The 24,628-nt window shown below is 63.6% G+C and carries 26 protein-coding genes; 14 read left to right on the plus strand and 12 right to left on the minus strand.

The window, feature by feature from the left end:
* Positions 1 to 6 precede the first annotated feature (6 nt).
* From PP1Y_RS02325 to PP1Y_RS02360, 8 genes are read right to left on the minus strand one after another with little or no spacing between them, the layout of a single operon-like run.
* Positions 7 to 1,161 carry an acyl-CoA dehydrogenase gene (locus PP1Y_RS02325; RefSeq protein ID WP_013836500.1) on the minus strand — a complete coding sequence of 385 codons (1,155 nt, stop codon included), beginning with the start codon at positions 1,159 to 1,161 and terminating at the stop codon, positions 7 to 9.
* A complete protein-coding gene (locus PP1Y_RS02330) occupies positions 1,161 to 1,916 on the minus strand; it encodes an enoyl-CoA hydratase family protein (protein ID WP_013836501.1) in 756 nt (251 codons plus the stop codon). The genes PP1Y_RS02325 and PP1Y_RS02330 overlap by 1 nt, the downstream gene beginning before the upstream one ends.
* Before the next feature lie 11 nt (positions 1,917 to 1,927).
* Positions 1,928 to 3,016, minus strand: coding sequence for a nitronate monooxygenase family protein (locus PP1Y_RS02335; protein WP_013836502.1), 1,089 nt, complete (start codon positions 3,014 to 3,016; stop codon positions 1,928 to 1,930).
* Complete coding sequence (locus PP1Y_RS02340) at positions 3,016 to 3,915, minus strand: enoyl-CoA hydratase (protein ID WP_013836503.1); 900 nt, start codon at positions 3,913 to 3,915, stop codon at positions 3,016 to 3,018. The genes PP1Y_RS02335 and PP1Y_RS02340 overlap by 1 nt, the downstream gene beginning before the upstream one ends.
* Before the next feature lie 25 nt (positions 3,916 to 3,940).
* Positions 3,941 to 4,744, minus strand: coding sequence for a CoA-transferase subunit beta (locus PP1Y_RS02345; protein ID WP_013836504.1), 804 nt, complete (start codon positions 4,742 to 4,744; stop codon positions 3,941 to 3,943).
* On the minus strand, positions 4,744 to 5,622 hold the full coding sequence (locus tag PP1Y_RS02350; protein ID WP_013836505.1) for a CoA transferase subunit A: 879 nt from the start codon (positions 5,620 to 5,622) through the stop codon (positions 4,744 to 4,746). The genes PP1Y_RS02345 and PP1Y_RS02350 overlap by 1 nt, the downstream gene beginning before the upstream one ends.
* Positions 5,622 to 6,551, minus strand: a complete 930-nt coding sequence (locus tag PP1Y_RS02355; RefSeq protein ID WP_013836506.1) for a VOC family protein — start codon at positions 6,549 to 6,551, stop codon at positions 5,622 to 5,624. The genes PP1Y_RS02350 and PP1Y_RS02355 overlap by 1 nt, the downstream gene beginning before the upstream one ends.
* Positions 6,552 to 6,558: 7 nt before the next feature.
* The gene (locus tag PP1Y_RS02360) at positions 6,559 to 7,323 is read right to left on the minus strand and encodes an SDR family oxidoreductase (protein WP_013836507.1); all 765 of its coding nucleotides are present in this window, start codon (positions 7,321 to 7,323) and stop codon (positions 6,559 to 6,561) included.
* 192 nt (positions 7,324 to 7,515) lie between these two features.
* Between PP1Y_RS02360 and PP1Y_RS02365 the strand changes: the two genes are divergently transcribed.
* The 11 genes from PP1Y_RS02365 to PP1Y_RS02415 are packed head-to-tail and all read left to right on the plus strand — an operon-like array spanning position 7,516 to position 17,342.
* Positions 7,516 to 8,730, plus strand: coding sequence for an acyl-CoA dehydrogenase family protein (locus PP1Y_RS02365; protein WP_013836508.1), 1,215 nt, complete (start codon positions 7,516 to 7,518; stop codon positions 8,728 to 8,730).
* An 11-nt stretch (positions 8,731 to 8,741) separates the two neighbouring features.
* Positions 8,742 to 9,560 carry an alpha/beta fold hydrolase gene (locus PP1Y_RS02370; RefSeq protein ID WP_013836509.1) on the plus strand — a complete coding sequence of 273 codons (819 nt, stop codon included), beginning with the start codon at positions 8,742 to 8,744 and terminating at the stop codon, positions 9,558 to 9,560.
* The gene (locus PP1Y_RS02375; RefSeq protein ID WP_041558242.1) at positions 9,547 to 10,350 is read left to right on the plus strand and encodes a fumarylacetoacetate hydrolase family protein; all 804 of its coding nucleotides are present in this window, start codon (positions 9,547 to 9,549) and stop codon (positions 10,348 to 10,350) included. The genes PP1Y_RS02370 and PP1Y_RS02375 overlap by 14 nt, the downstream gene beginning before the upstream one ends.
* Positions 10,351 to 10,378: 28 nt before the next feature.
* Positions 10,379 to 11,323 (plus strand): acetaldehyde dehydrogenase (acetylating), encoded by a 945-nt coding sequence (locus PP1Y_RS02380; RefSeq protein WP_013836511.1) that lies wholly within the window; start codon positions 10,379 to 10,381, stop codon positions 11,321 to 11,323.
* Positions 11,320 to 12,360 (plus strand): 4-hydroxy-2-oxovalerate aldolase, encoded by a 1,041-nt coding sequence (dmpG, locus tag PP1Y_RS02385; protein WP_013836512.1) that lies wholly within the window; start codon positions 11,320 to 11,322, stop codon positions 12,358 to 12,360. The genes PP1Y_RS02380 and dmpG overlap by 4 nt, the downstream gene beginning before the upstream one ends.
* A 13-nt stretch (positions 12,361 to 12,373) precedes the next feature.
* Positions 12,374 to 13,006 (plus strand): NADPH-dependent FMN reductase, encoded by a 633-nt coding sequence (locus PP1Y_RS02390; protein WP_013836513.1) that lies wholly within the window; start codon positions 12,374 to 12,376, stop codon positions 13,004 to 13,006.
* Positions 13,003 to 14,457, plus strand: coding sequence for an FAD-dependent oxidoreductase (locus tag PP1Y_RS02395; protein ID WP_013836514.1), 1,455 nt, complete (start codon positions 13,003 to 13,005; stop codon positions 14,455 to 14,457). Before PP1Y_RS02390 ends, PP1Y_RS02395 begins: the two co-directional genes overlap by 4 nt.
* Before the next feature lie 49 nt (positions 14,458 to 14,506).
* Complete coding sequence (locus PP1Y_RS02400) at positions 14,507 to 15,277, plus strand: SDR family oxidoreductase (RefSeq protein ID WP_041558499.1); 771 nt, start codon at positions 14,507 to 14,509, stop codon at positions 15,275 to 15,277.
* A gap of 12 nt (positions 15,278 to 15,289) precedes the next feature.
* Entirely contained in the window at positions 15,290 to 15,817 is a 528-nt protein-coding gene (locus PP1Y_RS02405) for an SRPBCC domain-containing protein (RefSeq protein WP_013836516.1), read from the plus strand.
* A 4-nt stretch (positions 15,818 to 15,821) separates the two neighbouring features.
* Positions 15,822 to 16,358: a nuclear transport factor 2 family protein gene (locus PP1Y_RS02410; RefSeq protein WP_013836517.1), complete on the plus strand. Its 537-nt coding sequence runs from the start codon at positions 15,822 to 15,824 to the stop codon at positions 16,356 to 16,358.
* A 24-nt stretch (positions 16,359 to 16,382) separates the two neighbouring features.
* Positions 16,383 to 17,342: an aldo/keto reductase gene (locus tag PP1Y_RS02415; protein ID WP_013836518.1), complete on the plus strand. Its 960-nt coding sequence runs from the start codon at positions 16,383 to 16,385 to the stop codon at positions 17,340 to 17,342.
* 21 nt (positions 17,343 to 17,363) lie between these two features.
* On the opposite strand, the gene PP1Y_RS02420 is transcribed toward PP1Y_RS02415, so the two are convergent.
* On the minus strand, positions 17,364 to 18,173 hold the full coding sequence (locus PP1Y_RS02420; protein WP_148274790.1) for a sugar phosphate isomerase/epimerase: 810 nt from the start codon (positions 18,171 to 18,173) through the stop codon (positions 17,364 to 17,366).
* 140 nt (positions 18,174 to 18,313) lie between these two features.
* Between PP1Y_RS02420 and PP1Y_RS02425 the strand changes: the two genes are divergently transcribed.
* Both PP1Y_RS02425 and PP1Y_RS02430 read left to right on the plus strand, forming a co-directional pair.
* Positions 18,314 to 18,952 carry a gamma carbonic anhydrase family protein gene (locus PP1Y_RS02425; protein WP_013836520.1) on the plus strand — a complete coding sequence of 213 codons (639 nt, stop codon included), beginning with the start codon at positions 18,314 to 18,316 and terminating at the stop codon, positions 18,950 to 18,952.
* A gap of 44 nt (positions 18,953 to 18,996) precedes the next feature.
* Positions 18,997 to 19,683: a hypothetical protein gene (locus PP1Y_RS02430; RefSeq protein ID WP_013836521.1), complete on the plus strand. Its 687-nt coding sequence runs from the start codon at positions 18,997 to 18,999 to the stop codon at positions 19,681 to 19,683.
* Positions 19,684 to 19,729: 46 nt separating this feature from the next.
* Here PP1Y_RS02430 and PP1Y_RS02435 read toward each other — a convergent pair whose 3' ends face one another.
* Positions 19,730 to 20,818 carry a hypothetical protein gene (locus tag PP1Y_RS02435; protein WP_013836522.1) on the minus strand — a complete coding sequence of 363 codons (1,089 nt, stop codon included), beginning with the start codon at positions 20,816 to 20,818 and terminating at the stop codon, positions 19,730 to 19,732.
* A 59-nt stretch (positions 20,819 to 20,877) separates the two neighbouring features.
* Here PP1Y_RS02435 and PP1Y_RS02440 point away from each other — a divergent pair, with 59 nt between their 5' ends.
* On the plus strand, positions 20,878 to 21,375 hold the full coding sequence (locus PP1Y_RS02440; RefSeq protein ID WP_041558502.1) for a nuclear transport factor 2 family protein: 498 nt from the start codon (positions 20,878 to 20,880) through the stop codon (positions 21,373 to 21,375).
* Here the strand turns inward: PP1Y_RS02440 and PP1Y_RS02445 are convergent.
* Both PP1Y_RS02445 and PP1Y_RS02450 read right to left on the minus strand, forming a co-directional pair.
* Positions 21,344 to 22,084 carry an SDR family NAD(P)-dependent oxidoreductase gene (locus PP1Y_RS02445; RefSeq protein ID WP_013836524.1) on the minus strand — a complete coding sequence of 247 codons (741 nt, stop codon included), beginning with the start codon at positions 22,082 to 22,084 and terminating at the stop codon, positions 21,344 to 21,346. The two genes, PP1Y_RS02440 and PP1Y_RS02445, sit on opposite strands and share 32 nt — an antisense overlap.
* A 29-nt stretch (positions 22,085 to 22,113) precedes the next feature.
* A complete protein-coding gene (locus PP1Y_RS02450) occupies positions 22,114 to 24,474 on the minus strand; it encodes a TonB-dependent receptor (RefSeq protein WP_013836525.1) in 2,361 nt (786 codons plus the stop codon).
* Positions 24,475 to 24,628 lie beyond the last annotated feature (154 nt).

Below are 24,628 nucleotides of genomic sequence, written 5' to 3' on the forward strand. Positions count from 1 at the left end.
TCCCCCTTACTTGCGCGGCAGACCGAGCATGCGCTCGGCGATGATGTTGCGCTGGATCTCGTTCGACCCGGCGTAGATCGGCCCGGCGAGCGAGAAGATGTAATCGTCGATCCAATCGTGCGCGCCCGGCTCGCTCAGCACCTCGGCTTCCGGTCCAAGGATGGCCAGCGCGGTTCGATGCAGGTGAATGTCGAGTTCCGACCAGAAGATCTTGTTGGTCGAGGCTTCCGGACCGATCTTGGCGCCCGCCATCAGCCGCGAGGCGGTCTGATAGATCGACAGCGCATAGGCCTCTGCGTTCATGAAGGCGCGCACGACGTCGGCCTCCAGCGCGGGATCGACCCAAGGATCATCCTTGCGGGCCTGCCACAGCCTGGCCAGTTCCGCCGCCGCGACCTGATAGCGGGCCGGACTGCGCAGCATCAGGCCGCGCTCGAAGCCGGCCGTCGCCATGCAGATGTGCCAACCCTGCCCTTCCTCGCCGAGGCGATTGAAGGCGGGAACGCGCACGTTCTCGAGGAAGATTTCGGCAAAGCCGACGTGGCCGTTGATCTTCCGGATCGGATTTACCGTCACGCCCGGCGCGTCGAGCGGAAAGAAGATCAGGCTCATGCCATGGTGCCGCTCGCTGCCCGGCGCGCGAAACAGGCCGAAGGCCCAATCGGCGAAGGCGGCGCGGCTCGACCAGATCTTGTGCCCGTTGAGGACGTATTCATCGCCATCGAGAACGACGGTCGCCCGAACACCGGCAAGGTCGCTGCCCGCCATCGGCTCGGACCAAGCCTGCGCCCAGATTTCCTCGCCCGAGGCCATCCTGGTCAGGAAGCGGGACTTCTGCTCATGCGTGCCGAATTCCATCAGCGTCGGGCCAAGCAGGAAGATGCCGTTCTGGTTGACGCGGCCCGGCGCCCTGGCGCGGTAATATTCTTCCTCGAAGATCAGCCACTGGATCAGGTCGAGCCCGCGCCCGCCATATTCACTGGGCCAGGTGACCATACCCCAGTCGCCGGACTTGAGCGTCTTTTCCCATTCGCGGTGCGCCTCGAAGCCTTCGCGCGTGGCGTCGTAGTGTTCGAGCGGCGCCTTCGGGACATGCGCCTCCAGCCAGCTTCGCACTTCGGCGCGGAAAGCCTGCTGCTCGGGAGTGTAGCTCAGGTCCATCAGAACTTGGCCGCCTTGCCGGTCTCGACGAAGGCATCGCGGCTTTTCTGCGAATCCTCGTGCATGTACATTTCAAGCGTGAAGCCCTGCTCCCAGCGATAACCGCGATCGACGTCGCGCGCCTCGAGACCGTTCAGCGCCTCCTTGGCGATGACCAGCGCCTTGCGGCTCTTGGCGGCGACAAGCTCGCAGAAGGCGCGGGCTTCCTTCACGAGATCGGCGCGCGGGACCACCTTCTCGATCGCGCCGAGGCGGTAGGCCTCCTGCGCCGGGATATTGCCGCCCGTGAAGAACGCCGCGCGCACCTTGTGAAGCGGCAACATGCGCGACATGTGGCTAGCTCCGCCCATCGCGCCGCGATCGACCTCGGGCAGCGAGAAGAAGGCGTCATCGGCAGCGATGATCGTATCCGACGCACCGCAAATGCCGATGCCGCCGCCGATCACGAATTTGTGAACGGCGACCACCACCGGCACCTCGGCCTCGTGGATCGCCTTGAAGGTCAGGTAATTGCCGCGGTTGAGCACGGTAATGCGCTCTGGATGCGCCTGCATCTCCTTGATATCGACGCCGCCGCAGAAACCGCGCGATTCCTCGGCCGCGCGGATCAGCACGCAGTTGACGTCCGGGTTGCGGCCCGCCTCGGTGACGATCGCGGGGATCGACATCCAGGTTTCGCTGTCAAAGGCGTTCACCGGCGGCACGTCGAAGACGATTTCGGCGATGCGGTCCTTGATTGTCGTCGTAATCGGCATGTTGCGTCCTCTCAGGCAGCGCTGGCGGGCTGCGGTGCGGGCACGCCAAGGGCTTCGAGCCGCCCGCGCGCCTGTTCCATGATGCGGCCGACAAGCTGCTCGCATGTCGGGATTTCGGCGATGCGGCCGCCGACGACGCCGGTGGCCATGACGCCGTGTTCGACGTCGCCCTCGACGACGGCCTTCTGGATCAGCATCGGCATTGTCGCGGCCATCATTGCCTGCTTCAGGGGCATGGCGCCGTGCGCGGTCATGCCCTTTGCCGACCGGATGAACTCCAGCCACGAGGCCCCGGTCTGCTTCTTCATCTGAAGCCCTGCTTCCATGGCGCGCAGCCACATGCCCAGACTGCCCGATTTCTCGATGCGGTCCATCAGCTTGCTGCGGATCATGCGCTGGGGAATGCCGTCCAGCTTCGTGGTCACGACGATCGCGTCGGTCGAGGCCTTGAGGTATTCGGCCTTGGTGACATCGGGCACCGGGCTCTCCTGCGTCAACAGGAAGCGCGTCCCCATGGCGATGCCCACCGCGCCGTAAGCCAGCGCCGCGACGAGGCCGCGCCCGTCGGCAAAGCCGCCGCAGGCAATCACGGGAACGTCCACGCTGTCGAGCACTTGCGGAAGCAGGATCGTGGTGGGCACCGAACCTGTATGCCCGCCGCCCTCGCCGCCCTGAACGCTGACCATGTCGACACCCAATTCGACCATCTTCTTCGCGTGCTTCACCGCGCCCACGGTGGGGATGCAGAGGATGCCCGCATCCTTGAAACGACCGATCATCCTGGCGTTCGGTCCCCGCCCGAAGCTGACCGCGCGCACCTGCTCGCGGTTCTCGAGGATCAGTTCGACGATCCTGTCGGCACCGGGCTGAAACGAGTGGAAGTTGACGCCGAAGGGACGGTCGGTCCCCTTGCGCACGGCAAGGATCTTCTCGCGCACCTCATCGGGCGTCATGACCGCTGCGCCGAGAAAGCCGAAGGCCCCGGCATTGGAGCTGGCGATGACGAGCGAAGGCTCGGCCACCCAGCCCATCGCGGTCTGGATGATCGGGGCCGAACAGCCCAGCCTTTCGCAAAGAACCGTTTGAAGCGGATTGCCCATCAGCTTTCGCCCGCATCTTTCTTGTTGGCGCTCGCGGCCGACTTGCCGCTGACGCCCGCAATCGAATTGCCGGTGACGAGATCGTTCTGGGCATGAGCGAAGTGGTGCATGTGATAGACCGCATCCATCGCCGTGCGCTTGCCGCCCAGTTCCTCGACATGGTTCACGGCCTGCTTGGTCAGCCAGTTGCCTAGACGCGGCTGACCCGCAAGCTTTGCAGCCCAGGTGGCCACCGCGTCACGCAATTCGGCGCGCGGCACCAGCTTGTTGACCATGCCGAACTGCTCGGCGCGCTGCGCGCTCATGCGCTCGCCCAGCAGCAGGAACTCCTTGGCAATGCGCGGCGGCAATTCATAGGCATGGGCGAAGTATTCGACCCCGGGAATACCCATCAAGGGGTTCACCGGGTCCTGGAAGAACGCATCCTCGCTGGCCACGATCAGGTCGCAGACCCACGCGAGCATGAGGCCACCCGCCACGCAGGCGCCCTGCACCATGGCTATCGTCGGCTTGGGCACGTCACGCCAGCGCCGACACATGCCCAGGTACTGCTCCTTTTCGCGGGTGTAGAGCAGTTCCGCCGCCGGCTTGTTGGTGTGCGGGGCGACCATCAGCCGCTTGTCGAACTCGAAATGCAGGTCGCGCCCCGGCGTGCCGATGTCGTGCCCGGCGGAGAAGTGCTTGCCGTTGCCGCCCAGCACGATGCAGCGGACCTCGTCGTCATTCGTCGCGCGCATGAAGGCGTCATCGAGCGCATAAGTCATCTGCCCGTTCTGGGCATTGTTGAACGTCGGCCGGTTCATCATGATCCACGCGACATGGTCGATCACCTCGTAGGTGACCGGCTCGCCAGTCTCATAGACGATGTCGACTTTCTGCGGTTCGACGAAGTCGCTCATGGTCGCTCTCCAATGCACTTCTGGCTCAGCCGCGAAGGGCCGGCGGGTTATCCTTGATCACACTCGCGCGGATACCGTGCGGATCGAGCCGCGCGATGATCTCCAGCGCCTCGGCGCCCGGCAGCGGCGTTTGCGCAACGTCTTCAGCCAATTCGAGTGCGAAACCGGTCGCTTCCTGCACTTCGTCGAAGGTCACGCCGGGGTGCAACGAGACGACGCGCATCGCCCGGTTGCCCTCAGCGTCCTTGCCGCCGAAGTCGATCACGCACAGGTTGGTCACGATCGTGCGCAGGTCGACTCCGGAGTAGTTTCCGCCCGCAACGCGCTTGGCCGGATTATACCCCGCTCCCGAGATCATATCGACCTCGCCGGGCACGAAAACACGCGGACTGTGCGCCGGGAAGAAGAACGAATTGGGGTGGTAGATCGTGTTGCCAGGAAAGCCGCGCACGCCCAGCATCTGCGTCTTGGGCTGCTGGTATGTGCCGCCCATGTACGAGAGGTTGATCTGGCCGAAACGGTCGATCTGGGTCGGCGTGACCATCGCGTGGCGGCGCCCCGTCCACACCGCGCTGTCGAAGAAGCGCGAGAATGGGAGGTGCCCGGCAGGCTTGCGATCGTCGTAGGCACGCGGCCCGATCGGCACCGGCTGCTCGACCAGATAGCATTCACCATCGGTCATCATCAGTTCGGGACTGTGGGTCAGCTTGGCGAGACTGGCACCCAGACGCGGCACAGGGCCGACGCCCGTCGCGACGATTTCGCCATTGCCGCGGAAGGCCTCCGAGGCCGCGAAGATGCAGAGTTCTGTAAGGGTAACCTGGGTCATCAGAATATCGGGAGCGGAAGAGCCGCCACCGCCTCCTTTCCGCCATTGCTTTCAAGGTATTGCGCTTCGCTCGCGCCGACGAAGCGGTCTTTCACCGCATCCCAGTCGCCCGGGTCCTTCGCCGCGCCGGCGTAGGCCTTGAACGCCTTCATGTCCCAGCCATAGTGCGGGGGCATCGAGCTGGGATGAGCGCCGCAGGGCATCTCGACGACACCGTTCACGAAGCACCGCTCGAACAGGTTGGCCTGCGCGTGCTCGGGATAGTGGTCCTCCATGCGGTCCACCAGTTCCTCGCAAGACACGAAGGTCTTCTGCGCGGCTTTCGCGAACCACTCGTCATAATAGACGTCGGGCCCGTAGACCTGCACATTGCCGCGCCAGTCGGAACGGTTGACGTGGACCAGCGCGACATCGAGCTTGAGCGCTGGCATCGCAATCAGCGTCTCGCCGTCCGCGTAGGGCGATTGCACTGTCTTGAGCCCGCCCAGCTCGGCAAGATCGGTGCCCAGCCCGACACGGGTGGGCAGGAAAGGAAGCTGGAAGGCAGCTGCCTTCAGGCCCCACTGGAACATGCCCTCGTCCACTTCCAGGACTTCGAGCTTGCCACCCTCGCGCGCCTTGCGGAACCATGGTTCGAGCGGGATCGCATCAAGCGAGACGAATGCGAAGACCAGCTTCTTCACCTTGCCGGCCGCGCAAAGCATGCCGACATCGGCGCCGCCATAGGCAACGACGGTCAGGTCCTTGACGTCCGAACGCAGAAGCTCGCGCACCAGCGCCATCGGCTTGCGACGCGGACCCCAGCCGCCGATACCGACGGTCATACCGTCCCTGATCTGCGCGACGATTTCCGCCGCGCTCATCCGCTTGTCGAGCATCATGCCCCTTTCTCTTGTTCCTGCTGTTCCTTGAGGGCCTTCTGCCAGGCCCATTCATGGCCCCAGACGCTAATCCCTTCGTGCTTCGTCACTTCCCAGCTGGCCGGATCGATGATCAGGCTGTCGCACCCGATCTCGAGATCGAAACCCGAGGGAGTCTGTACGTAGAACCCTGTCGTCTCGTCGTTGACGTGGCGGCCCAGCGTGGCGCTTTCCGGGTAGCCGAAGCGCTTCATGCGATCGTGCGCCTTGCCCACCTCGATCAGGTCGGGAAGCTCCAGCATGATATGCACAGCGCCCGAAGGCGGAACCGGGCCTTCCCCGAAAGCGATAGAATGATGACGGCCGTTGTCCGCATGCAGGAAGGCAAAGCCCATCGACGGCGCATCCGGCCCCATCAGGTGAAAGCGCGGCATGTCGGTCTCGTGGAAACCCACGACATCGCGATGAAACGCAATGGTCTCCTCGAAATCGGGGGCGGAAAATACCGCATGGCCCATTCCAAGATCGCCGGTGAGAAATTCCGGCACGCCGATCGGAGAGACGAAAGGCTTATCGCTGCGCGCATCGCCGCAATAGAATTCAAGGCCGTTTCCGGCCGGATCGCTAGTCCGGAACATCGCCTCCGCACCGCGGCCTGCGGCCTCGTTCGCATCGGCCCATTCGACCGGGCGCGCGGCATCGCCTATCCTGACCGCCAGGGCATCGAGCGCGGCGCGATCGGTCAGTTCATATCCCGCCGCGACGAACCATTCGCGCGTGCCGGCCTCGATCCGGAAACGAAACACCCGATCATCCACGCGGTACAGCGCAGCGCCATCGGCAGCATCGGGCGCACGCATGGCTCCTGCGAACTGCGTGAGGAAGGTATTCCATTCCTCGGGCTTCGCCGTTTCGACGACGACATAGCCAAGTGCCTTGATACCCATGGTCAGTTCAATTTCCTTTCACGAGGTCGAGGAAGTACGGACGCTCGCCACCACCATCGACGTTGATCCGCGCGCCGCTGACCCATGAGGCCATCTCCGAGCAGAGCCAGAGCACGGCGCCCGCTGCATCCTGGCCTGTCCCCATGCGGCCCAACGGCATCGAGGCACCGACACGGGCCTGCGCTTCCGTCTCGCCATAGGTGAGTTGGGAAGTTTCGGTCTGCATGAGCCCCAGGATCAGGGCGTTGACGCGGATGCCGTCAGGCCCCCATTCCTGGGCCAGACTTTGCGTAAGATTGAGCAGCCCTGCCTTCGCAGCTCCATAAGCTGCCGTGCCGGGGCTGGGCCGGATGCCCGATACGCTCGCAATATTGACGATGCTTCCCGCTCCGGCAGCCTGCATCGGCGCATGGGCGGCCTGGGACATGTACATGGCCGCATTGAGATTGAGCCGCACGATCGCATCGAAGAAGCGCGAGCTCGCGGTTGCTGCCGGTGCTTCGGGCGATCCCCCGGCATTGTTGACCAGAATGTCGAGGCGGCCATGGTCTTCGACAACAGCCTCCACGAGCGCGGCAGCCTGATCGGCCTCGCGTATGTCAGCTGCGCGAAAGCGCACCCCGACAGGGAGGTCGTCCGGCTCGCTGCGGCCACACACCACCACCGAGGCACCCGTCTGCGCGAGGGCGTCAGCAATGCCGCGGCCGAGGCCACGCGTGCCGCCGGTCACGATGGCAACCTTCCCTGAAAGATCGATGGTCTGCTTGCCCATCACGGGCTCCTCTCTCCTGCAAAACCGATTCGGCCAACGGAAATTCGCGTCCGTTCAGACCTTGCCAATCTGCACATATCGAAAGCTCAACGGCTTTTCAATTGACGATTTGCGTATCACATGCCATTTATTTTTACGAATGCAGCGCAGATGAGCGTTGCCCTGATTCGTTACGAGGGAGAGAAGAGCGAAATGGCCAGCACAGCCTCAGTCACAGACGCGGCCGCAGCGATCCCGACGCCCGAGCAGCTCGTAGAGCGTGCGCGCGCCATGATCCCGGTATTGAAGGAGCGCGCGGCGAAATGCGTCGCCGATCGGGACGTTCCGGCGGACTCGATTGCCGAGATGCAAGACGCCGGATTCTTTCGAATTCTCCAGCCCAGGCGCTGGGGCGGCTTTGAAATGAGCCCGAATGCCTTCTACGACGTACAGAAGGCCCTCGCAGAAGGCTGCATGTCGACGGGCTGGATGTTCGGTGTCGTCGGCTGTCACCCCTACGAACTCGCGCTTTTCGATGACAGGGCGCAACAGGAGGTCTGGGGCACGGACACCAGCGTACTGGTCTCCTCTTCCTACCAGCCTGTAGGCAAGGTCACGCCCGTCGAAGGCGGCTTCAGGCTCTCGGGCCACTGGGGCTTTTCCACCGGCTCGATCCATTGCGACTGGGTCCTGCTCGGGTCGATGGTGCCGCCCAGCGAGCCCGGCGGCGCACCCGACATGCGCACCTTCCTGCTGCCGCGCAAGGACTACACGATCAATCGCGATGCCTGGCAGGTCTTCGGCCTGCAGGGTACCGGCAGCCACGACATCATCGTCGACGATGTATTCGTCCCCGAATACCGCACGCATCGCTCGGTCCATGGTTTCCTTTGCGAAAATCCCGGCCAGAAAGAAAACGACGCACCGCTCTTCACCCTGCCCTGGGCGCAGGTTTTCACCCGCTCCGTTTCGACCGCCGCGTTCGGGGGCGCGCGCGCAGCCGTGAATGCCGCGGTACAGATCATGAAGGACCGCGTCTCGACCAACACCGGCAAGGCATCCAAGGCCGACCCGTTCCTCCATGCAGCCATCGCCAAGGCGCACGCCCAGATCATCGAGATGGAAACGACCCTGCGCGCGACGTTCGACGAGCTCATGGGCTATGCAGAGCGCGGCGAGAAGATACCGATGCAGAAACGCACCCTCTTCGCCTACCAGTCATCGACCGTCGTGCGCCGTCTCGCCGACCTTGCCGACGACATGATGAAGCTGCTGGGCGGCCGGGCGATCTATAACACCAGCCCGATCATCCAGCCCTGGCTCGACCTGCACGCCGGACGTGCCCACGTTGCCAATGACCCAAGCAATCGCACGGCCGATCTCGTCGGTTCGATGCTGGGCGAAGAGCCCAAGTTCACTTTCCTGTAAGGGGGCACGGCATGGCTGACATGAAGGAGGCGACGTACCGCGTCGCCGGCGGCTACGACATTCACATCCGCGAGTGCGGACAGGGCCCCGCCGTGGTCTTCTTCCACGGCAGCGGCCCTGGCGCTTCGGGCATTTCCAACTTCCGGCAGAACGTCGACGCATTCGTCGAGGCGGGCTACCGCGTCGTGCTGCCCGATCTCATCGGCTACGGCTCCTCGTCGAAGCCCGAGGGGATCGACTACACGCTGACCCTCTTCGTCGAGACGGTATACGAGGCCCTGCGCCAGCACGGCCTCGAGAAAGCCTCGCTCGTCGGCAATTCGCTCGGCGGCGGGATCGCCATCGAGATCGCTGCGGATCATCCCGAATTCGTCCAAAACATGATCCTCATGGCCCCCGGCTGCATCGAGGAACTCGACGTCTATTTCGCGATGCCCGGCATTGCCAACATGCGCTCGTCCTTCGGCAGCCCGGATTTCTCAGAGGCCGATCAGCGCCGGCTCAACGAGAGCCTCGTCTACGACCCGGCCATGGTCACCGACGAACTCGTGGCCGAGCGTTTCGCCGTCTCGAAGACGCAGCCCAAGGACGTCATCGTCAGGATGCGCACCCACAACGTGCGTCCGCGCCTGCCCGAACTGAAGATGCCGATCCAGCTATTCTGGGGCCGCGATGAGGCGTTCATGCCGCTATCCGGCATCGACTACTTCTTCGAGGCCTGCGAGGACGTGCGCTGCGTGACCTTCAGCAAGGTCGGCCACTGGGTCCAGCTTGAACGCGCTGCCGAATTCAACCGCTATGCAACCGGATTCCTCGATGAGCACTGCTGAAACTTACGGAAAGGCACTTTACGATGCCCTTCGCGGTCGCAAGACGCTCGCCCCGCTCATCGAGCAGGATAACGCGCTGACGATTGACGATGCCTATGCGATCAGCCTGGATTTCCTTGCCCGCCGCCGGGCGGATGGGGAGAAGGTGGTCGGCAAGAAGATCGGCGTCACTTCGCGGGCGGTGCAGGACATGCTGGACGTGCACCAGCCCGACTTCGGCTTCCTGACCGACTGGATGTACGTCGAGGGCGACATCGACATCGACGACAAGGCGCTGATCGCGCCGCGCGCCGAAGCCGAGATCGCCTTTGTCCTCAAGGAAGGTCTGAAGGGCCCCGGGGTCACCGCCGCCGATGTCATGGCGGCGACTGAAAGCATCGTCCCGTGCTTCGAGATCGTCGACAGCCGCATCACCGACTGGAAGATCTCCATTGTCGATACCGTCTCGGACAATGCCTCCTGCGGCGTCTATGTGCTGGGTGAGGAACGCCTCGATCCTGCCGGGCTCGACCTGCCGGGCCTGCACGTGGCCGTCACCAAGAACGGAGAGCCGCTATCCGAAGGCTATGGGCACGCGGTCCAGGGCGACCCGGCGCAGGCCGTCGCCTGGCTTGCCAATACGCTGGGCCAATACGGCGTCACCCTCGATGCGGGCGACGTCATTCTCTCCGGTTCGCTGGTTCCTCTTGCCCCCGCGGTGAAGGGTGACCGTTTCGAAATGATCCTGAGCGACTCCAACCCGGAAAACGGGGGCCGGAAAATCGGCTCTTGCGTCGCGCAATTCGTTTGAAAGCCAAATAGGTTTAAAGGACTGTGACATGGCACGCGTGAAGGCGGCAATCATCGGCTCGGGCAATATCGGCACCGACCTGATGATGAAGATGATCAAGTATCCCCAGAACATGGAACTCGCGGCCGTCGTCGGCATCGATCCCAACTCGGAAGGCCTCGCCATGGCCCGCGAGCACGGCATCGCCACGACCCACGAGGGCATCGAGGGCCTCAAGAAGCTGCCCTGCTACCCTGAAATCGGCATCGCCTTCGATGCGACCAGCGCCTATGCGCACAAGGTCCACGACGAGGCCCTGCGCGCCGACGGCATCCAGGTCGTCGACCTGACGCCTGCCGCGATCGGCCCGTTCACCGTGCCGCCGGTCAACATGCATGCCAATCTCGATGCGACCAACGTCAATATGGTGACCTGCGGCGGCCAGGCGACGATCCCGATGGTCGCTGCGGTGAGCCGCGTTGCGAGCCGCGTTCCCTATGCCGAAATCGTGGCTTCGGTCTCCTCGCGTTCGGCAGGCCCGGGCACGCGCGCCAATATCGACGAGTTCACCCGCACCACGGCAAACGCCATCGAGAAGGTCGGCGGCGCCGAGAAGGGCAAGGCGATCATCATCCTCAACCCCGCCGAACCGCCGATGATCATGCGCGACACCGTCTTCACCCTGTCCGAGGGCGCCGACGAGGACACCATCCGCCAGTCGGTCAAGAACATGGTCGCCGAAGTGCAGAAGTACGTGCCCGGCTACCGCCTCAAGCAGGAAGTCCAGTTCGAACGTTTCGGCGACAACAACAAGCTCAAGATCCCGGGCCGGGGTGAGTTCACCGGCCTCAAGACCATGATCATGCTCGAGGTGGAAGGTGCAGGCGACTACCTGCCCAGCTATTCCGGCAACCTCGACATCATGACCGCCGCCGCCAAGGCGACCGGCGAACTGCTGGCCCAGCGGCGCATGGCCGCCAAGGAGAATGCATGATGGCCAAGTTCAACGTGGAAGCGGGCGAAAAGCTCTATATCCAGGACGTCACCCTGCGTGACGGCATGCACGCCATTCGCCACATGTACGGAATCGACCATGTGCGCGACATTGCCAGCGCCATTGAGAAGAGCGGCGTGGACGCGATCGAGGTCGCTCACGGCGACGGTCTCTCGGGCGCCAGTTTCAACTACGGCTTTGGCGCACATACCGATTGGGAATGGCTCGAGGCCGTGGCGGATGTGCTCGACAAGTGCGTCCTGACCACTCTGATCCTACCCGGCGTTGGCACGGTCGAAGAACTTCGGCGCGCCTACGATATCGGCGTACGCTCGGTCCGCGTGGCGACCCATTGCACGGAGGCTGACGTATCGAAGCAGCACATCGGCATCGCCCGCGATCTCGGCATGGATGTCTCTGGCTTCCTGATGATGAGCCACATGATCGAGCCCGAGGTGCTGGCCCAGCAGGCCCTCCTGATGGAAAGTTATGGCGCCCAGTGCGTATACGTGACCGACAGCGGCGGGGCGCTCGACATGGACGGCGTGCGCGCTCGATTCGAAGCCTATGACCGGGTGCTCAAGCCGGAAACGCAGCGCGGGATGCATGCGCACCATAACCTTGGCCTTGGCGTCGCCAACTCGATCGTTGCCGCCCAGTGCGGCGCGGTGCGCATCGATGCCAGCCTCACCGGCATGGGCGCCGGTGCCGGCAATGCGCCTCTCGAGGTGTTCATAGCCGCGGTCGACCGCAAGGGCTGGAATCATGGCTGCGACGTCAACCTGCTGATGGATGCAGCCGAGGACCTCGTGCGCCCGCTGCAGGACCGCCCGGTCCGCGTCGACCGCGAGACGTTGAGCCTTGGTTATGCCGGAGTCTACTCGAGCTTCCTGCGCCACGCCGAAAAGGCCAGCGAGACTTACGGCATCGACACCCGCGCAATCCTCGTCGAACTCGGCCGCCGCAAGATGGTGGGCGGCCAGGAGGACATGATCGTCGACGTCGCCCTCGACATGCTCAAGGCACGCGACGAGTAATCGGAGAAGTGTGATGACCACACTGGACAAGGCCATCGAGCTTGCCAGCGCGGGCGTGGAAGCGGATCGCCCCACCTTCGTCGTGGCGCTCGGCGGCACCACCAGCGCGAACAGCAGTACCGAAAAGGCGCTGCGCATCGCGCTGGAAGGCGCGGCGGCGGGCGGGGCCGAAACCCTGCTGATCAGCGGGCCGGAACTCGAACTGCCGATCTATGCGTGGGAGCGCAAGGAACGCACTCCGGCGGCACAGCACCTTATCGCTTCCCTGCGCCGCGCCGACGGCGTCATCATCGGCTCGCCCGGCTATCACGGCACCATCTCCGGCCTCGTCAAGAACGCGCTCGATTATGTCGAGGACATGTCCAAGGATGAGTGGCCCTATTTCCACGGACGCCCGGTCGGGGCGGTCGCGACCGGCGCCGGTTGGCAAGGCGCGGTCATGACACTGACGACCCTGCGCGGCATCGTCCATGCACTCAGGGGCTGGAATACTCCGCTCGGCGTTGCGATCAACACATCCCAGCCCATGTTCGATGGCGATGGCCGCTGCCTCGACGAAAAGATCGACACCATGCTCCGCGCCATGGGCCGGGAAGTTGCCGAAGCCGCCCGCACCCGCGCCCTGTTGGAGACCCCTCGCCTGTGACGGACATTTCATTGCACCGCCCCTTCCCGGCTTCGCAAGTTCCTGCCTGGGACTTTGAAACCCAGGTCGTTGTCATCGGCTTCGGCGCGGCCGGGGCCTGCGCCGCCATCGAGGCTGCCGACGCCGGTGCCAGGGTCATGGTGTTCGAACGCAATTCCGGCAGCGGCGGTGCATCGGCGCTGTCCGGCGGCGAGATCTACATCGGCGGGGGCACCGACGCCCAGCGCGCCGCCGGCTTCGAGGATACGACCGAAGCGCTTGCCGCCTACCTCAAGGCGGCGGGCGGCCCCTACGCGGACGAGGCGAAGTGCGATCTCTACGCCGAGCAGTCGCTCTCGCACTACGATTGGCTCAAGGCTCAGGGCGTGCCATATCGCGGCAACTACCTGCCCGGAAAGCACATCGAGCCAGTCGACGATTCCACGCTGATCTGGTCGGGCAGCGAGGCGGCGCAGCCCTTTTGCGATATCGCGACTCCCGCCCCGCGCGGCCATGTCATCCAGCACGCAGGCTGGGGCGGCGGTCGCCCGCTGATCGACATTCTTGAAGCGCGCGCGCGCGATCTCGGCGTCGAGGTCGTGGCCGATGCTCGCGCCGTGGCGCTGATCGCCGACGGTGAGCGGATCGTTGGCGCCGTCTTCCGCATCGACAACCGGAACCGCTACGTGAAAGCGGCCAGAGGCGTCGTCCTCGCAACCGGCGGCTTCGTGTTCAACGAAGAGATGCGCCGCAAATATTGCCCCGAAACCTTCAGCATCAACGCCCCGATCGGCGACAAGGACGACGGGACCGGCATCCTGCTGGGCATGGGCGCGGGCGGCGATGCCATCCACATGGAGCAGTTCTTCACAACCTGCCCCTGGACCATGCCCGAACCGCACGCCAAGGGCGTCTTCGTCAATGTCGCGGGCCAGCGCTTCGTCAATGAGGACTGCTACCATGGCCGCGTCAGCCGCTGCGCAGTCGACCAGCCCGGCGGCAAGGTCTACCTGCTGCTGGACTGCGCGCATTTCTCGCAGCCGCTGGACATTGCCCAGATGCGCATTGCCGCCACAGGCGAAACCTGGGAAGAAGTCGAAGCCGAACTGGAGATGCCAGAGGGCACGCTTTCGGCGACGATGGCGTTCTACAACCGCCATGCACGCAAAGGCTGCGACCCGCTCTTCGGCAAGCGCACGCCGATCCTGACGCCGCTTGAGGAAGGCCCCTTCGTCGCGCTCGAACTCGATTTCATGGACAGTTACTTCAGCTTCTTCACGCTCGGCGGCCTGCGCACCAGCGTGGACGGCGAAGTCCTCGACCGCGCTGGCCACCCCGTCTCCGGCCTCTTCGCGGCAGGGCGCTGCACCTCCGGGCTGCCGGCATGGGGCCATGGCTACAGCTCTGGCATGAGCCTTGCCGACTGCACCTTCTTCGGCCGCCGCGCCGGATCGAGGGCTGCCGGCTCGTAGCCCAGACCTTCGACGCACGCCAAATCAGAACAAAATGGGAGAGAACAACATGATCCTTCAGGATAAAGTCGTCATCATCACCGGTGCGGGCCCCGGGATGGGCCAGGCCATGTGCCGGGGCGCTGGCAGGGAAGGCGCGAAAGTCGTCGTCTCCGCCCGTTCGCGCGAGGCCATCGAGGCCATTGCGCATGATATCCTTGAGGCAGGCGGCGAGGCTATCGCCGTTCCCTGCGACGTCGCCCAGACCGACCAGTGCAACGCCCTCGCCAAGGCCGCGCTCGACAAGTGGGGCCGGATCGACGGACTCGTCAACTCGGCCTACTACCACCCGGACTGGACCGAACTAGACACCCATTCCATCGAACAGCTACTCACGGCCATGGATGTGATCGCGGTCGGCGGCGTGCGCATGGCTCAGGCCGTAATCCCAACCATGCGCGAGCAGAAGAAAGGCGCGATCGTCAACGTCTCGACGCTCGCCAGCCGCAAGCCGATGCCGGGCGAAGGCGGCTATGCCATGGCCAAGGCGGCGCTCAACCAGATGAGCCGCCAGCTTGCCGTGGAACTCACCGGAACCGGCATCCGCGTCAACACCGCGCTGATGGGCTGGATGATGGGTGCGCCGCTCGAACAGTACATCCAGTCGCTCGGCGATGGCGCTGAGGCGTTCCGCCAGCAGCGCAGCTCGGAAATTCCCGTCGGTCACATTCCACCCGACGCGGACTGCGCCAAGGCGGTCTACTTCCTCCTGTCCGATTATGCGAGCGAGATCACCGGCGCCGCTCTCGACGTGAACGGCGGCGACTGGGTCGCGGTCTGAAGGAGGAACGACATGCTGGACTGGATGAGGTGCGCCCCCACCCTCGCCGAAGATCCCGTCAGCGGCTTCGATCCCGAGGCCGTCACCGTCAGCGAGACGGTCGAGATCGCCGCCCCTGCCCGAATCGTCTGGGCAATCCTGACCGACGTGCCGCGCTATGCCGAATGGAACCCGTTCTGCGTGCGCGCCGCTTCGACGCTGGAAATGGGCGCGGCCGTGGAGATGACGCTGGTCAACTACGCCGCGCCCGGCTCACTTGTACCGAACTGCGAATATATCTGCGGCTTCGAGCCCGAGAAGCTGCTGAGCTGGGAAATGGTGCATAGCGAGGCCTGGCCCTACCCTGCGAGGCGCGATCAGGTGATCGAGGCGACGGGCGAAAATTCCTGCCGCTACCATTCCACCGACGCCTTTCTCGGCGCCAATGGCATTCACGTCCATCGCTTCGCCGGCCCCTGGATCAAGCGCGCCTTCGATGACAGCGCACGCGCGCTGAAGGCCCGTGCAGAGGCCATGTTCGCCGCCGAAGAGGAAAGCTGAAACAATGGCATATACCCTGCAACAACTGAGTGACCTGGAAGCGATCAAGATCCTCAAGCATCGCTATTTCCGCGCCATCGATACGGCGGACATGGACCTTCTGGCAGGCATGTTCACCGAGGACATCATGGTCGAATATCGCGGCGGTACCTATAAGGTGGCGCTGGCCGGACGGGCGAACATGCTCGAATTCCTGGCGAACTCCTTCCACTCGGGGGCTCTCGCGATGCATCACGGGCACATGCCCGAGATCACCCTGACCGGCGACAACACCGCGAAGGGCATCTGGTACCTCGAGGACATCTTCATCGACATCGAGGCCGGTACCCACACTTACGGCAGTGCCATCTACCGCGACGAATACCTCTGCGAGGGCGGCGTGTGGAAACTCAGCCGGACCGAGTACGACCGTGTCATCGAAGTGGTTCAGCCCATCGACCCGGCCGCGAAGATCACCACCCATTATCTTGCCCGGACCGGTCGCAAGCCCGAAGCGCGCACCGACATCTCGCACCTGATTGAGTGGGATGAGACCGTCTGAACCCTGACGCGGAGACAATCTGACATGCTTTCAAGAACGCCCCTCGGCAGCACCGATCTCTCCGTCAGTGTCCTTTGCTATGGCACCAACATGCTGGGATCGGCCATCGATCAGGAGAGCGCCAATGCCATTCTCGACCGGTTCGTCGAGCTTGGCGGCAATTTCCTCGATAGCGCACGCATTTACGGCGACTGGATTCCCGGCATTCCCGCCGGCGCCAGCGAAAGGGCCATCGGCGCATGGATGAAGAGCCGGGGCAACCGCTCCGATCTCGTCATCGCTACGAAGGGCGGCATGTTCGATGCACGCGCGGGCGATTACCGGATGCGCGTGAACCCACAGGACATTGCGAAGGATCTCGGCGAGAGCCTTGACCACCTCGGCACCGGGACGATCGACCTCTACTTCCTGCACATGGACGATCCCGATGTCCCGGTGCAGGAACTGATCGACGCGCTGGCCGAACATCAAGCGGCAGGCCGTATCCGTCACTATGCCGCGTCGAACTGGGCCGCCGATCGCATTGTCGAAGCCAATGCCTACGCCAAATCCGCAGGCAAGCCCGGCTTCGTCGCCTCCGAGACGTTCTGGGGCCTGGCCAAGCCCGACGTCGAGGCGGCGACCCGGCAGGGCTACCAGCACTACTACGAGGGCGAATACGAGGCACTCCACGAAACCATGCCGATGATCGCCTATGCCGCGACCAGTGGCGGCTACTTCGCCATGCGGGAAAAGGGCGCAGTCGCGGACATGCTGGCCGCGCGCTATGGCAATCAGGACAATGACCGGCGTTTCGCGGCAGCGCAGGAACTCGCGGCCGAACACGGCGTGTCGATCAACGAGATCGTGCTCGGCTACCTCGTCAATCAGCCTTTGCAGACGATCCCGGTCTTCGGCGCCTCCAGCCCCGAGCGCGTCGAGGAAGGCGTCAAGGCGGCGAAAGTCAAGCTCTCGGCCGGGGAACTCGCGCAGCTTCGCGGCTGATCGGTCACCGCGCGCCCAGGCTCAGGTCTTGGCCAAAGCCCCGCGAACGCTATCCACCGCGCGACGCACGCGCTGCTCACGCGTTTCCCCTGCAAGGAGTGCATGATTGCGCGGAATTTCGACACTGATCGGACAGTCGGGCGGCAGGGCCCGAACGAAACCTGCAAGGTCGAACACGCCTTCGCCCGGAAGAAGCCTCGCGGAAGAGGCCTCCGCATCGAGGTCGCCGCAGTCACACTGCGCTGGCCCATCGCCCAACTGGCCATAGAGAATGAACTGCTGCGGCGCTGCGGCAAGCTCCGCCACCGTCCCGCCAGAACGCATCAGGTGCAGGAGATCGACGTTGACGCCCACCTGTCCCGGCCTGTCTATCGCCATTGCGAGGGCAAGCGCATCGGCGAGCAAGTGCACTTGCGACGGGGGATAGAATTCAATGCCTACCCGCAGGTCGTAGCGCGCCGCAAGGTCGCAAAAGGCGCCGAACTTGTCCGTGCGGCGCGCAGGTACTCGGTCGTAGCACAGCACATTGACCAGCCCCGCCCCGAGTTCTGCCGCGCATTCGAGCGCAGGTGCAAAGGCCCCGACATCGCTGCGTCCTGCAAGCGTGAAGGGATAGGCAAGGTCGAGCGAAAGACCGAGGTCAGCCAGTCTGCGGGACAGATCCTTGCGCGCCGATCGGTCGCTGCAGAGATCGAACCGCGGCATCAGCGGCAGAACGTCCATCGACTGCATGAAGAGGCATATGCCCGCGCAGCCTGCAGCGCTTGCCGTTTCGGCAAGCTGGACCGGGTCGGCATCTACCGCCGTGATGTGATCGAGAGACAGGCGCATGATTGCCATCTAGCGCAATTGAAGGATTGGTGCATTTAATAATTACGCATATGCTTCACAATACGGTTTCACAATCATCTATTGCGTCGATATGTTCGGGAAGTAATTCGCAAAAATCGGCCCGAAGGGAATGTCATCTCATGCCGTGTTACGCTTTTCAGGGAATCGTTCCGGTCGTGGATACCGCAAGCTTCGTCCACCCGCTCGCCTCGCTCATCGGTGACGTGATCGTCGGACCCGGATGCTTCATTGGCCCCGGCGCGTCGCTGCGAGGCGATTTCGGACGCATCGTCATCGAGGGCGATACGAGCGTTCAAGATTCGACCACGATCCATGTCTCGTCGCTGCGCGATACCGTCATCGGTCGCGGCGCGACCCTGGCGCACGGCGCGATCATCCACGGCTGTATCATCGGGAGCAACGCGCTGATCGGCATGAACGCCGTCGTGCTCGACGGGGCGGAGATCGGCGAGGAAAGCCTTGTCGCCGCGCTTTCACTGGTCAAGTCGGATACGGTGATCCCGCCGCGCAGCCTTGTCGCGGGTAACCCGGCCAGAGTGGTCAGGACCTTCGAGGCGCATCAGGTCACCTGGAAGAACGACGGGAAGGGCGAATACCAGCGCCTTGCGCGCGAGGCGCTGACCGACATGTTGGAAGTCGAACCGCTCGCTGCGCCGGAACCTGATCGCAAGCGCGTGCAATCGAACGCCATTGCCGTGCGCCTGCGCGGCGAAGAAGCGGCCGAACGCGAACGGCGTGCCGCCCGGGACCGGAACTGAAGCGCAAAGCACAGACCAGCCCATAAGTGAGAGGAGCGCCAAAAATGCAGACGAGCACCGAAACCGACCGGAACAAGGCCGCGCCGGGCCGCAGCATGGGACACATCGCCCTGCACTACGGCACGGAAGCAGACGGTCCTGTCGCAGCCAAATTGCTTGGCCTGCTGGGCCTTGAGGAAACGCAGGTCCTGCACCTGCCCGGCGGCAATTTCTACCGCTTCGTGATTGGTGCCGATCACTTCGCGCGGGCCGACGGCATCGTCTATCTCTCCTGCCTGCCGGAGCCCCAGCGCAAGCTGATCGAGGCCATTCACGAGACACTGGGCGTGGGTACGGCAGACGAACACCAGGCCGTCAAGGACATGCGCGCCATGATGGAGAGCGACTTCGAGGCGAGCTTTCACTTCGGCTTCCTGCTGGAATCTTTGGAAGACCTCGAACGCATCGTGCTTGACCTCAAGCAGCGCAGCGAAAGCGATCCCGACATCAAGGGGCGCCTGAAGTTCGGGCTCAACCGTGCCCGCCCCGGCAATCCGGAAGTCGATGCACGCCTCGATACCTCACCGCTCTACGGTGACTGCACGCGTTTCGCCTATGGCGCGAACGGCGTACAGGCCTTCATCGAAACCGACATCCTGCGCGCGGGCCAGCTCGGCGATTCCATGGTGATCGAACTCGATTACGTCTTCCCCGGATACGAGAACCACGTCCTGTCCGTCGTGGAGATGTGAGCATGAGCGGGCACCCCGATCGAGCCCAGCGCGACGCCCAGCCTTTTCAGAACTTCACCACTTCCACCTGCGGGACCGGGAACTCACTGGCACCAATCCAGCGCCACAAGGCGGTTCCCGAACGGTGCCCGGCAAGGTCGATCCAGTTGCCGAAGCCCGGGTCCGCATCGGCGCAGACGACGACTACGCTGCCGTCGTCCTCGTATTTCGCCATGGTGTTGTTGAGCCATACACGCGGGTTGTTGACGTGATCGAGCGATTCCATCCACCAGTTGTCGAGCTGGAAGTTCCACATGCGGCATTCGGGCGGCATGGCCCGGATCACCAAAGCCTCGCCGGGAGCGAGGTCGAAGTAGAGGTGCCCGTACCAGATATTGGGATCGCCGCCAGCGCGGTAGAAGATCGACTGGTCGCCGTCGAAGATCCGGTTCGGCTGCGCCTTGAACCACTCGGACCAGTCGGCAAACGTGCTGGCCGTACCGCGTACCCACTGCGCCGCGCCCAGCAACTGCTTTTCGATGATCTCGGGAGACAGGATGCCCGGCACCGCCGGCCCTTGCCCGATCCGCTCGACCTGCACTTCGGCGGGAACCTGGGTCTTCTTGTCGTCGAAAGTCTGCCGCACGATCAACAGCGAGGTGTCGTCCGACATCGGCAGCCAGTTTCCGGGCTTCCGGTCCTTGCTGGCGACGATCTCGAATGTGCCGCCGGGGCCGAATTCCATGTCGGCGAACTCGATTTCGCCTGTGGAAACCATCGTCCCTTCAGTGGCATAGCGGTTGGCCTTGCTGCCGATCGAGAAATAGGGAACCGAGTTGCGCTTGCCGGTGATCCGGTACTCGCGGTCAGGGCTGACGACGCATTGCTGATAGAGGTTGTCGGGGTTGTCGGCACCGATCTTGATCTTGTCATCGCAGAGCAGGAACAGGCGCGGAAAATCGGGATCGGCACTGTCGACCAGCATGTTGAGCGCGGTTCGCGTCAGGCGCGAGAGGTAACGCAGCCCTTCGGCCTGGTCGATCGCCGTGGACGGCGCCGCGTCGTGCATCAGCACTTCGCCGGCATCTGCCAGGCGGTCGCAGAATTCGCGCCACACATGGCCCAGCTTGCCGTGCCCGGTCGGTATTTCATTCATCGTCGCTCTCCCGGTTTTTCAACTTTCTCATGCCGGCCCGAACCGGCACGAAGGGATTCATGACCCATTCGCTCGAATCCATCGCCGCACGCCTGCAACGCCTCGAAGACCTTGAGGCAATCCGCGCCCTGATCGCGAACTACGGCCCCCTCGCCGACAGCGGCAAGGCGCAGGCGCTTGCGCAATTGTGGAGCGAAGGCGGCGAATATGAAGTGGTCGGCTTCGCCTCGGCCAAGGGACATGAGGCGATTGCCGGAATGATCGACGGGCCGGTGCATCGCGGCCTCATGGCCGATGGCTGCGCGCATCTGCTTGGCCCGGTGGCGATCGATCTCGACGGCGACCGCGCGATCGCGCGCGGCCACAGCGTCGTCATGCGACATGTGGCTGGAAAAAGCGCAGGGCGATTCGAAGTCCATCGCGTCTCCGCCAACCGCTGGATGCTGGAGCGCAGGAGCGATGGCTGGCGCGTGGTTCACCGCGCCAACGCCCTGCTCGACGGACAGGAAGCTGCCCGCGTCCTGCTCACCCCGCCAGTTGCCCCCCGTCCACGGTAAACAGCGAGCCGGTGACCTTGCGCGCCTTGTCGCTGGCAAGAAAGGCGAACATCTCGGCGATGTCCTCAGGGGCGCACGAGCCGTTCTCCAGCTTGGGCGAATTGCGCATGACGAGCGTCCAGTCCACGTCACCCGCCGGCGGAGGGGTCTGCGTCATCGGCGTCTCGACGTGGCCGGGACAGATCGCGTTGACGCGAACGCCGCGCGATCCGTATTCGATCGCCAACCCCTTGGTTATGGCGGCCACGGCATGCTTCGAAGCCGAGTAGGCAATCGTATAGGCGATCCCCTGAAGCGCAGCGGTCGAAGCCGTGTTGACGATATTGCCCTTCGACTTGACCAGATACGGCAGCGCCGCCTGGCACAGGACGAATACGCTCGTCGCATTGATCGTCATGAGCTGCTCGAAATCCTCAAGTGCAAACGTATCCGACGGTCCCCACTTGAGCAGGCCGGAGATATTGCAAAGGATGTCGAGCCCATCCTTCGCGGCGACTTCGACAAGCCGCCGCGAAGAAGCGTGGTCCATGGCATCGTAATGCTGGACGACAGGCCTGGTCGCCATCATCGCCGCCGTCTCCTCCAGCCCCGCAAGATTGCGATCACCGATGGTCACTTGCGCGCCTTCTTCGGCAAAGCGGATCGCGGTTGCCCGGCCGATCCCCGATGCCGCGCCGGTTATGAGCGCCTTCTTGCCTGCGAACAGCATTACGATCCTCTCCTCTTTCTTGTCTTACCTCAGAACTTTACGCCTGCGGTCACCCCGTAAGTACGCGGTTCGGGGAAGTAGCCCAAAGTCATACCGCCGAAGCCGGCACCGAAGTCGATGAAATTGCTGGGGCTGTCTTCCTTGGTCAGGTTGCGCACGAAGCCCGAAAGCGATGCCTCGACGCCGCCCAGCCGGATCTCCGAAACCGTGGCGCGCAGGTTCACGATAGTGCGGCCCGGCGAGCGCGTGTTGTGCGCGTTCAGGTCGGAATCCGTCGCGCTGTCGAGCGGATAGGGGAAGGTGTAGTATTTCGAGACGTAGCTGACGTCCCCGTAGAGGTTCAGCTTGCCCCAATCGCCTTCCACCACGCGCCAGTCGATCCCGGCTGCCGCCGTCGTCTTCGGGGCATGCGGGAAAGCGCGGTTGTCGGCCACATTTACGCCGCCGTCGATGAAGGTCTTGTACTTGGGGTCGAGGAAAGCGAGCGATCCGTTGATCGTCACGCCAGCGACCGGACGGGCTACGAGTTCGAACTCAAGGCCCTGGATGCGCGCGGCACCGGCATTACGCACGACAGAAGCCGCGCCAAGACCGGCGGTGAAGACCGCAAGCTGCATATCCTTGTGCTCGTCCCGGAAGGCCGCGACGTTGAAGACCAGATCGTTGCCGATCAGCTTGGTCTTGACGCCAAGTTCGTAGCTGTCGACCTTTTCGGGGCGATAGGGCTGGCACAGTTCGGTCGCGCCGGCCGGGCACCCGGCTGGAGCCGCCGGATCGAAGAACACGTTGGTCTCGCCATTGAAGCCGCCCGACTTGAAGCCGCGCGCGAAGCGGGCGTAGACGTTCACGTCCGGGTTCACTTCATAGCTGAGCGTCGCTGCGGGCGAGAAGTTGTTGTACTTCGCATCCGGGAACGTGCCGTAAGGCAGGTCGGCGATGACGGTCGGTGCCGTGATGCCCTGCGACGCATCGTAGTTGATGCGGAAGAAGCGCGCGATGTCCTTCTTCTCGTACGTGTAGCGAGCACCCAGCGTCAGCTTGAGGGCATCGGTCAGCTTGTAGTCGAGCTGCGCATAGAGCGCGAACGCCTTGGTGTGCGAGCCATAGTCCGAGGTCAGGTCGGTCGCGCCGCCAAAATAGGACTGCGGATTCTGCGTCTCGGCCTTCTCCGAGAAGTAGAACGCGCCGACGACGTACTTCAGCTTGTCCGACATAGCCTCGCCGGTCACCTGAAGCTCCTGGCTGAAAGCGTGGTAGTCGGTCAGGCGCTGGGTGAAGGCCACCGGCAACGGCGAGCCGTCGAGGTCAAGCCCGTCCTTCCACGCAAGATCGCGGTAGGCGGTGATCGACTTCAGTTCGGCCGCTCCAAGGTTCGCCGTCACCGTCAGCGCGTGGCCGTAGCTGCGCGAATCCTCGTAGACGTCGCCGTCGATCGAGGCCGTGCTGACGCGATCCGGGTTGGTATAGAGGTTGAGCGGGAAAAACGCGCCGCCGAAAGCGTAGCCTGCCGAATTCGGGTCGAAGATGTCGCGCGGATCGCCATTACGGTTGACGCGCAGGAGCTGCGAAAACGGCGGGGTCTGCTTGTTCTTCGAATAGTCGAATGTGTAATCGGCGGTAATGTCGTCCGAAATCTCGGCGCGGACCTGCACCATGAAGCTGCCCGACTTGATCGAGTCGGTCTTGCTGCGTTTGGGCAACGAGGAGCCGGGGGTATCGAAGGGATCGGCGACGAGGTCGATCACGCCGTTGCGCTTGCGGTACTGACCCGAAATCTTCGCCGAGAAGATGCCCGTGCGCGGCAGGTCGAGCACTCCGCGGAACTTCCACTCGTCGAAGCTGCCGTAAGTCACATCGGCAGAGCCACCGGCTATGCCGCTTGGCTTCTTGGTGACGAGGTTGACCGCGCCGGCCAGCGCGTTGCGACCGTAGAGCGTTCCCTGCGGGCCACGCAGGACTTCCACGCGCTCGAGGTCGGCGATGTCGAAGATCGAGCCTTGCGCCTTAGCGATGTAGACGCCGTCAAGATAGAGGCCGACCGCAGGTTCCCAGGTGATCGCCGGGTTGATCGTGACCGAGCCGCGGATCGAAATCTGCGAAATGGTCTTCGACGACGGCGCGCGCTCGATCTTCACGTTGGGGGCGATGGTGCCCAGCTTGTCGATCGAATCGACGCCGCGGCTTTCAAGGTACTGCTCGCTAACCGCCGAAATCGCGATGGGCACATCCTGGATATTCTCGGACCGCTTCTGGGCGGTCACGACGATGGCGCCGATTCCATAATCTTCATCGGCGCCTCCCTGCTGGGCGGCGACATCCTGCGCAAAGGCTGGAACGGCGGCGGCAAGCACGCCCGTCAACAGCGCAGTGGTGCCAAGAAACTTCCTCATTACATCCTCCTCCAGGCAACGGCCACTCCGGCCATCGCGTAACATTCATACCAGCCTAATTATGTTTTCTTGACAGAATGGGCAAGCTGATTGTCTAACACGGAGAATATGTCAGCATTATGCTACGCAAAATGCGATTTTGAACGAGAGGATA

Source organism: Novosphingobium sp. PP1Y (assembly GCF_000253255.1).
Classification (GTDB): Bacteria; Pseudomonadota; Alphaproteobacteria; order Sphingomonadales; family Sphingomonadaceae; genus Novosphingobium.

Coding starts and splice junctions, on each gene's coding strand:
- PP1Y_RS02325 (WP_013836500.1), bottom strand. CDS start 1,161: ATGGACCTGAGCTACACTCCCGAGCAGCAGGCTTTCCGCGCCGAAGTG.
- PP1Y_RS02330 (WP_013836501.1), bottom strand. CDS start 1,916: ATGCCGATTACGACGACAATCAAGGACCGCATCGCCGAAATCGTCTTC.
- PP1Y_RS02335 (WP_013836502.1), bottom strand. CDS start 3,016: ATGGGCAATCCGCTTCAAACGGTTCTTTGCGAAAGGCTGGGCTGTTCG.
- PP1Y_RS02340 (WP_013836503.1), bottom strand. CDS start 3,915: ATGAGCGACTTCGTCGAACCGCAGAAAGTCGACATCGTCTATGAGACT.
- PP1Y_RS02345 (WP_013836504.1), bottom strand. CDS start 4,744: ATGACCCAGGTTACCCTTACAGAACTCTGCATCTTCGCGGCCTCGGAG.
- PP1Y_RS02350 (WP_013836505.1), bottom strand. CDS start 5,622: ATGCTCGACAAGCGGATGAGCGCGGCGGAAATCGTCGCGCAGATCAGG.
- PP1Y_RS02355 (WP_013836506.1), bottom strand. CDS start 6,551: ATGGGTATCAAGGCACTTGGCTATGTCGTCGTCGAAACGGCGAAGCCC.
- PP1Y_RS02360 (WP_013836507.1), bottom strand. CDS start 7,323: ATGGGCAAGCAGACCATCGATCTTTCAGGGAAGGTTGCCATCGTGACC.
- PP1Y_RS02365 (WP_013836508.1), top strand. CDS start 7,516: ATGGCCAGCACAGCCTCAGTCACAGACGCGGCCGCAGCGATCCCGACG.
- PP1Y_RS02370 (WP_013836509.1), top strand. CDS start 8,742: ATGGCTGACATGAAGGAGGCGACGTACCGCGTCGCCGGCGGCTACGAC.
- PP1Y_RS02375 (WP_041558242.1), top strand. CDS start 9,547: ATGAGCACTGCTGAAACTTACGGAAAGGCACTTTACGATGCCCTTCGC.
- PP1Y_RS02380 (WP_013836511.1), top strand. CDS start 10,379: ATGGCACGCGTGAAGGCGGCAATCATCGGCTCGGGCAATATCGGCACC.
- dmpG (WP_013836512.1), top strand. CDS start 11,320: ATGATGGCCAAGTTCAACGTGGAAGCGGGCGAAAAGCTCTATATCCAG.
- PP1Y_RS02390 (WP_013836513.1), top strand. CDS start 12,374: ATGACCACACTGGACAAGGCCATCGAGCTTGCCAGCGCGGGCGTGGAA.
- PP1Y_RS02400 (WP_041558499.1), top strand. CDS start 14,507: ATGATCCTTCAGGATAAAGTCGTCATCATCACCGGTGCGGGCCCCGGG.
- PP1Y_RS02405 (WP_013836516.1), top strand. CDS start 15,290: ATGCTGGACTGGATGAGGTGCGCCCCCACCCTCGCCGAAGATCCCGTC.
- PP1Y_RS02410 (WP_013836517.1), top strand. CDS start 15,822: ATGGCATATACCCTGCAACAACTGAGTGACCTGGAAGCGATCAAGATC.
- PP1Y_RS02415 (WP_013836518.1), top strand. CDS start 16,383: ATGCTTTCAAGAACGCCCCTCGGCAGCACCGATCTCTCCGTCAGTGTC.
- PP1Y_RS02420 (WP_148274790.1), bottom strand. CDS start 18,173: ATGCGCCTGTCTCTCGATCACATCACGGCGGTAGATGCCGACCCGGTC.
- PP1Y_RS02425 (WP_013836520.1), top strand. CDS start 18,314: ATGCCGTGTTACGCTTTTCAGGGAATCGTTCCGGTCGTGGATACCGCA.
- PP1Y_RS02430 (WP_013836521.1), top strand. CDS start 18,997: ATGCAGACGAGCACCGAAACCGACCGGAACAAGGCCGCGCCGGGCCGC.
- PP1Y_RS02435 (WP_013836522.1), bottom strand. CDS start 20,818: ATGAATGAAATACCGACCGGGCACGGCAAGCTGGGCCATGTGTGGCGC.
- PP1Y_RS02440 (WP_041558502.1), top strand. CDS start 20,878: ATGACCCATTCGCTCGAATCCATCGCCGCACGCCTGCAACGCCTCGAA.
- PP1Y_RS02445 (WP_013836524.1), bottom strand. CDS start 22,084: ATGCTGTTCGCAGGCAAGAAGGCGCTCATAACCGGCGCGGCATCGGGG.
- PP1Y_RS02450 (WP_013836525.1), bottom strand. CDS start 24,474: ATGAGGAAGTTTCTTGGCACCACTGCGCTGTTGACGGGCGTGCTTGCC.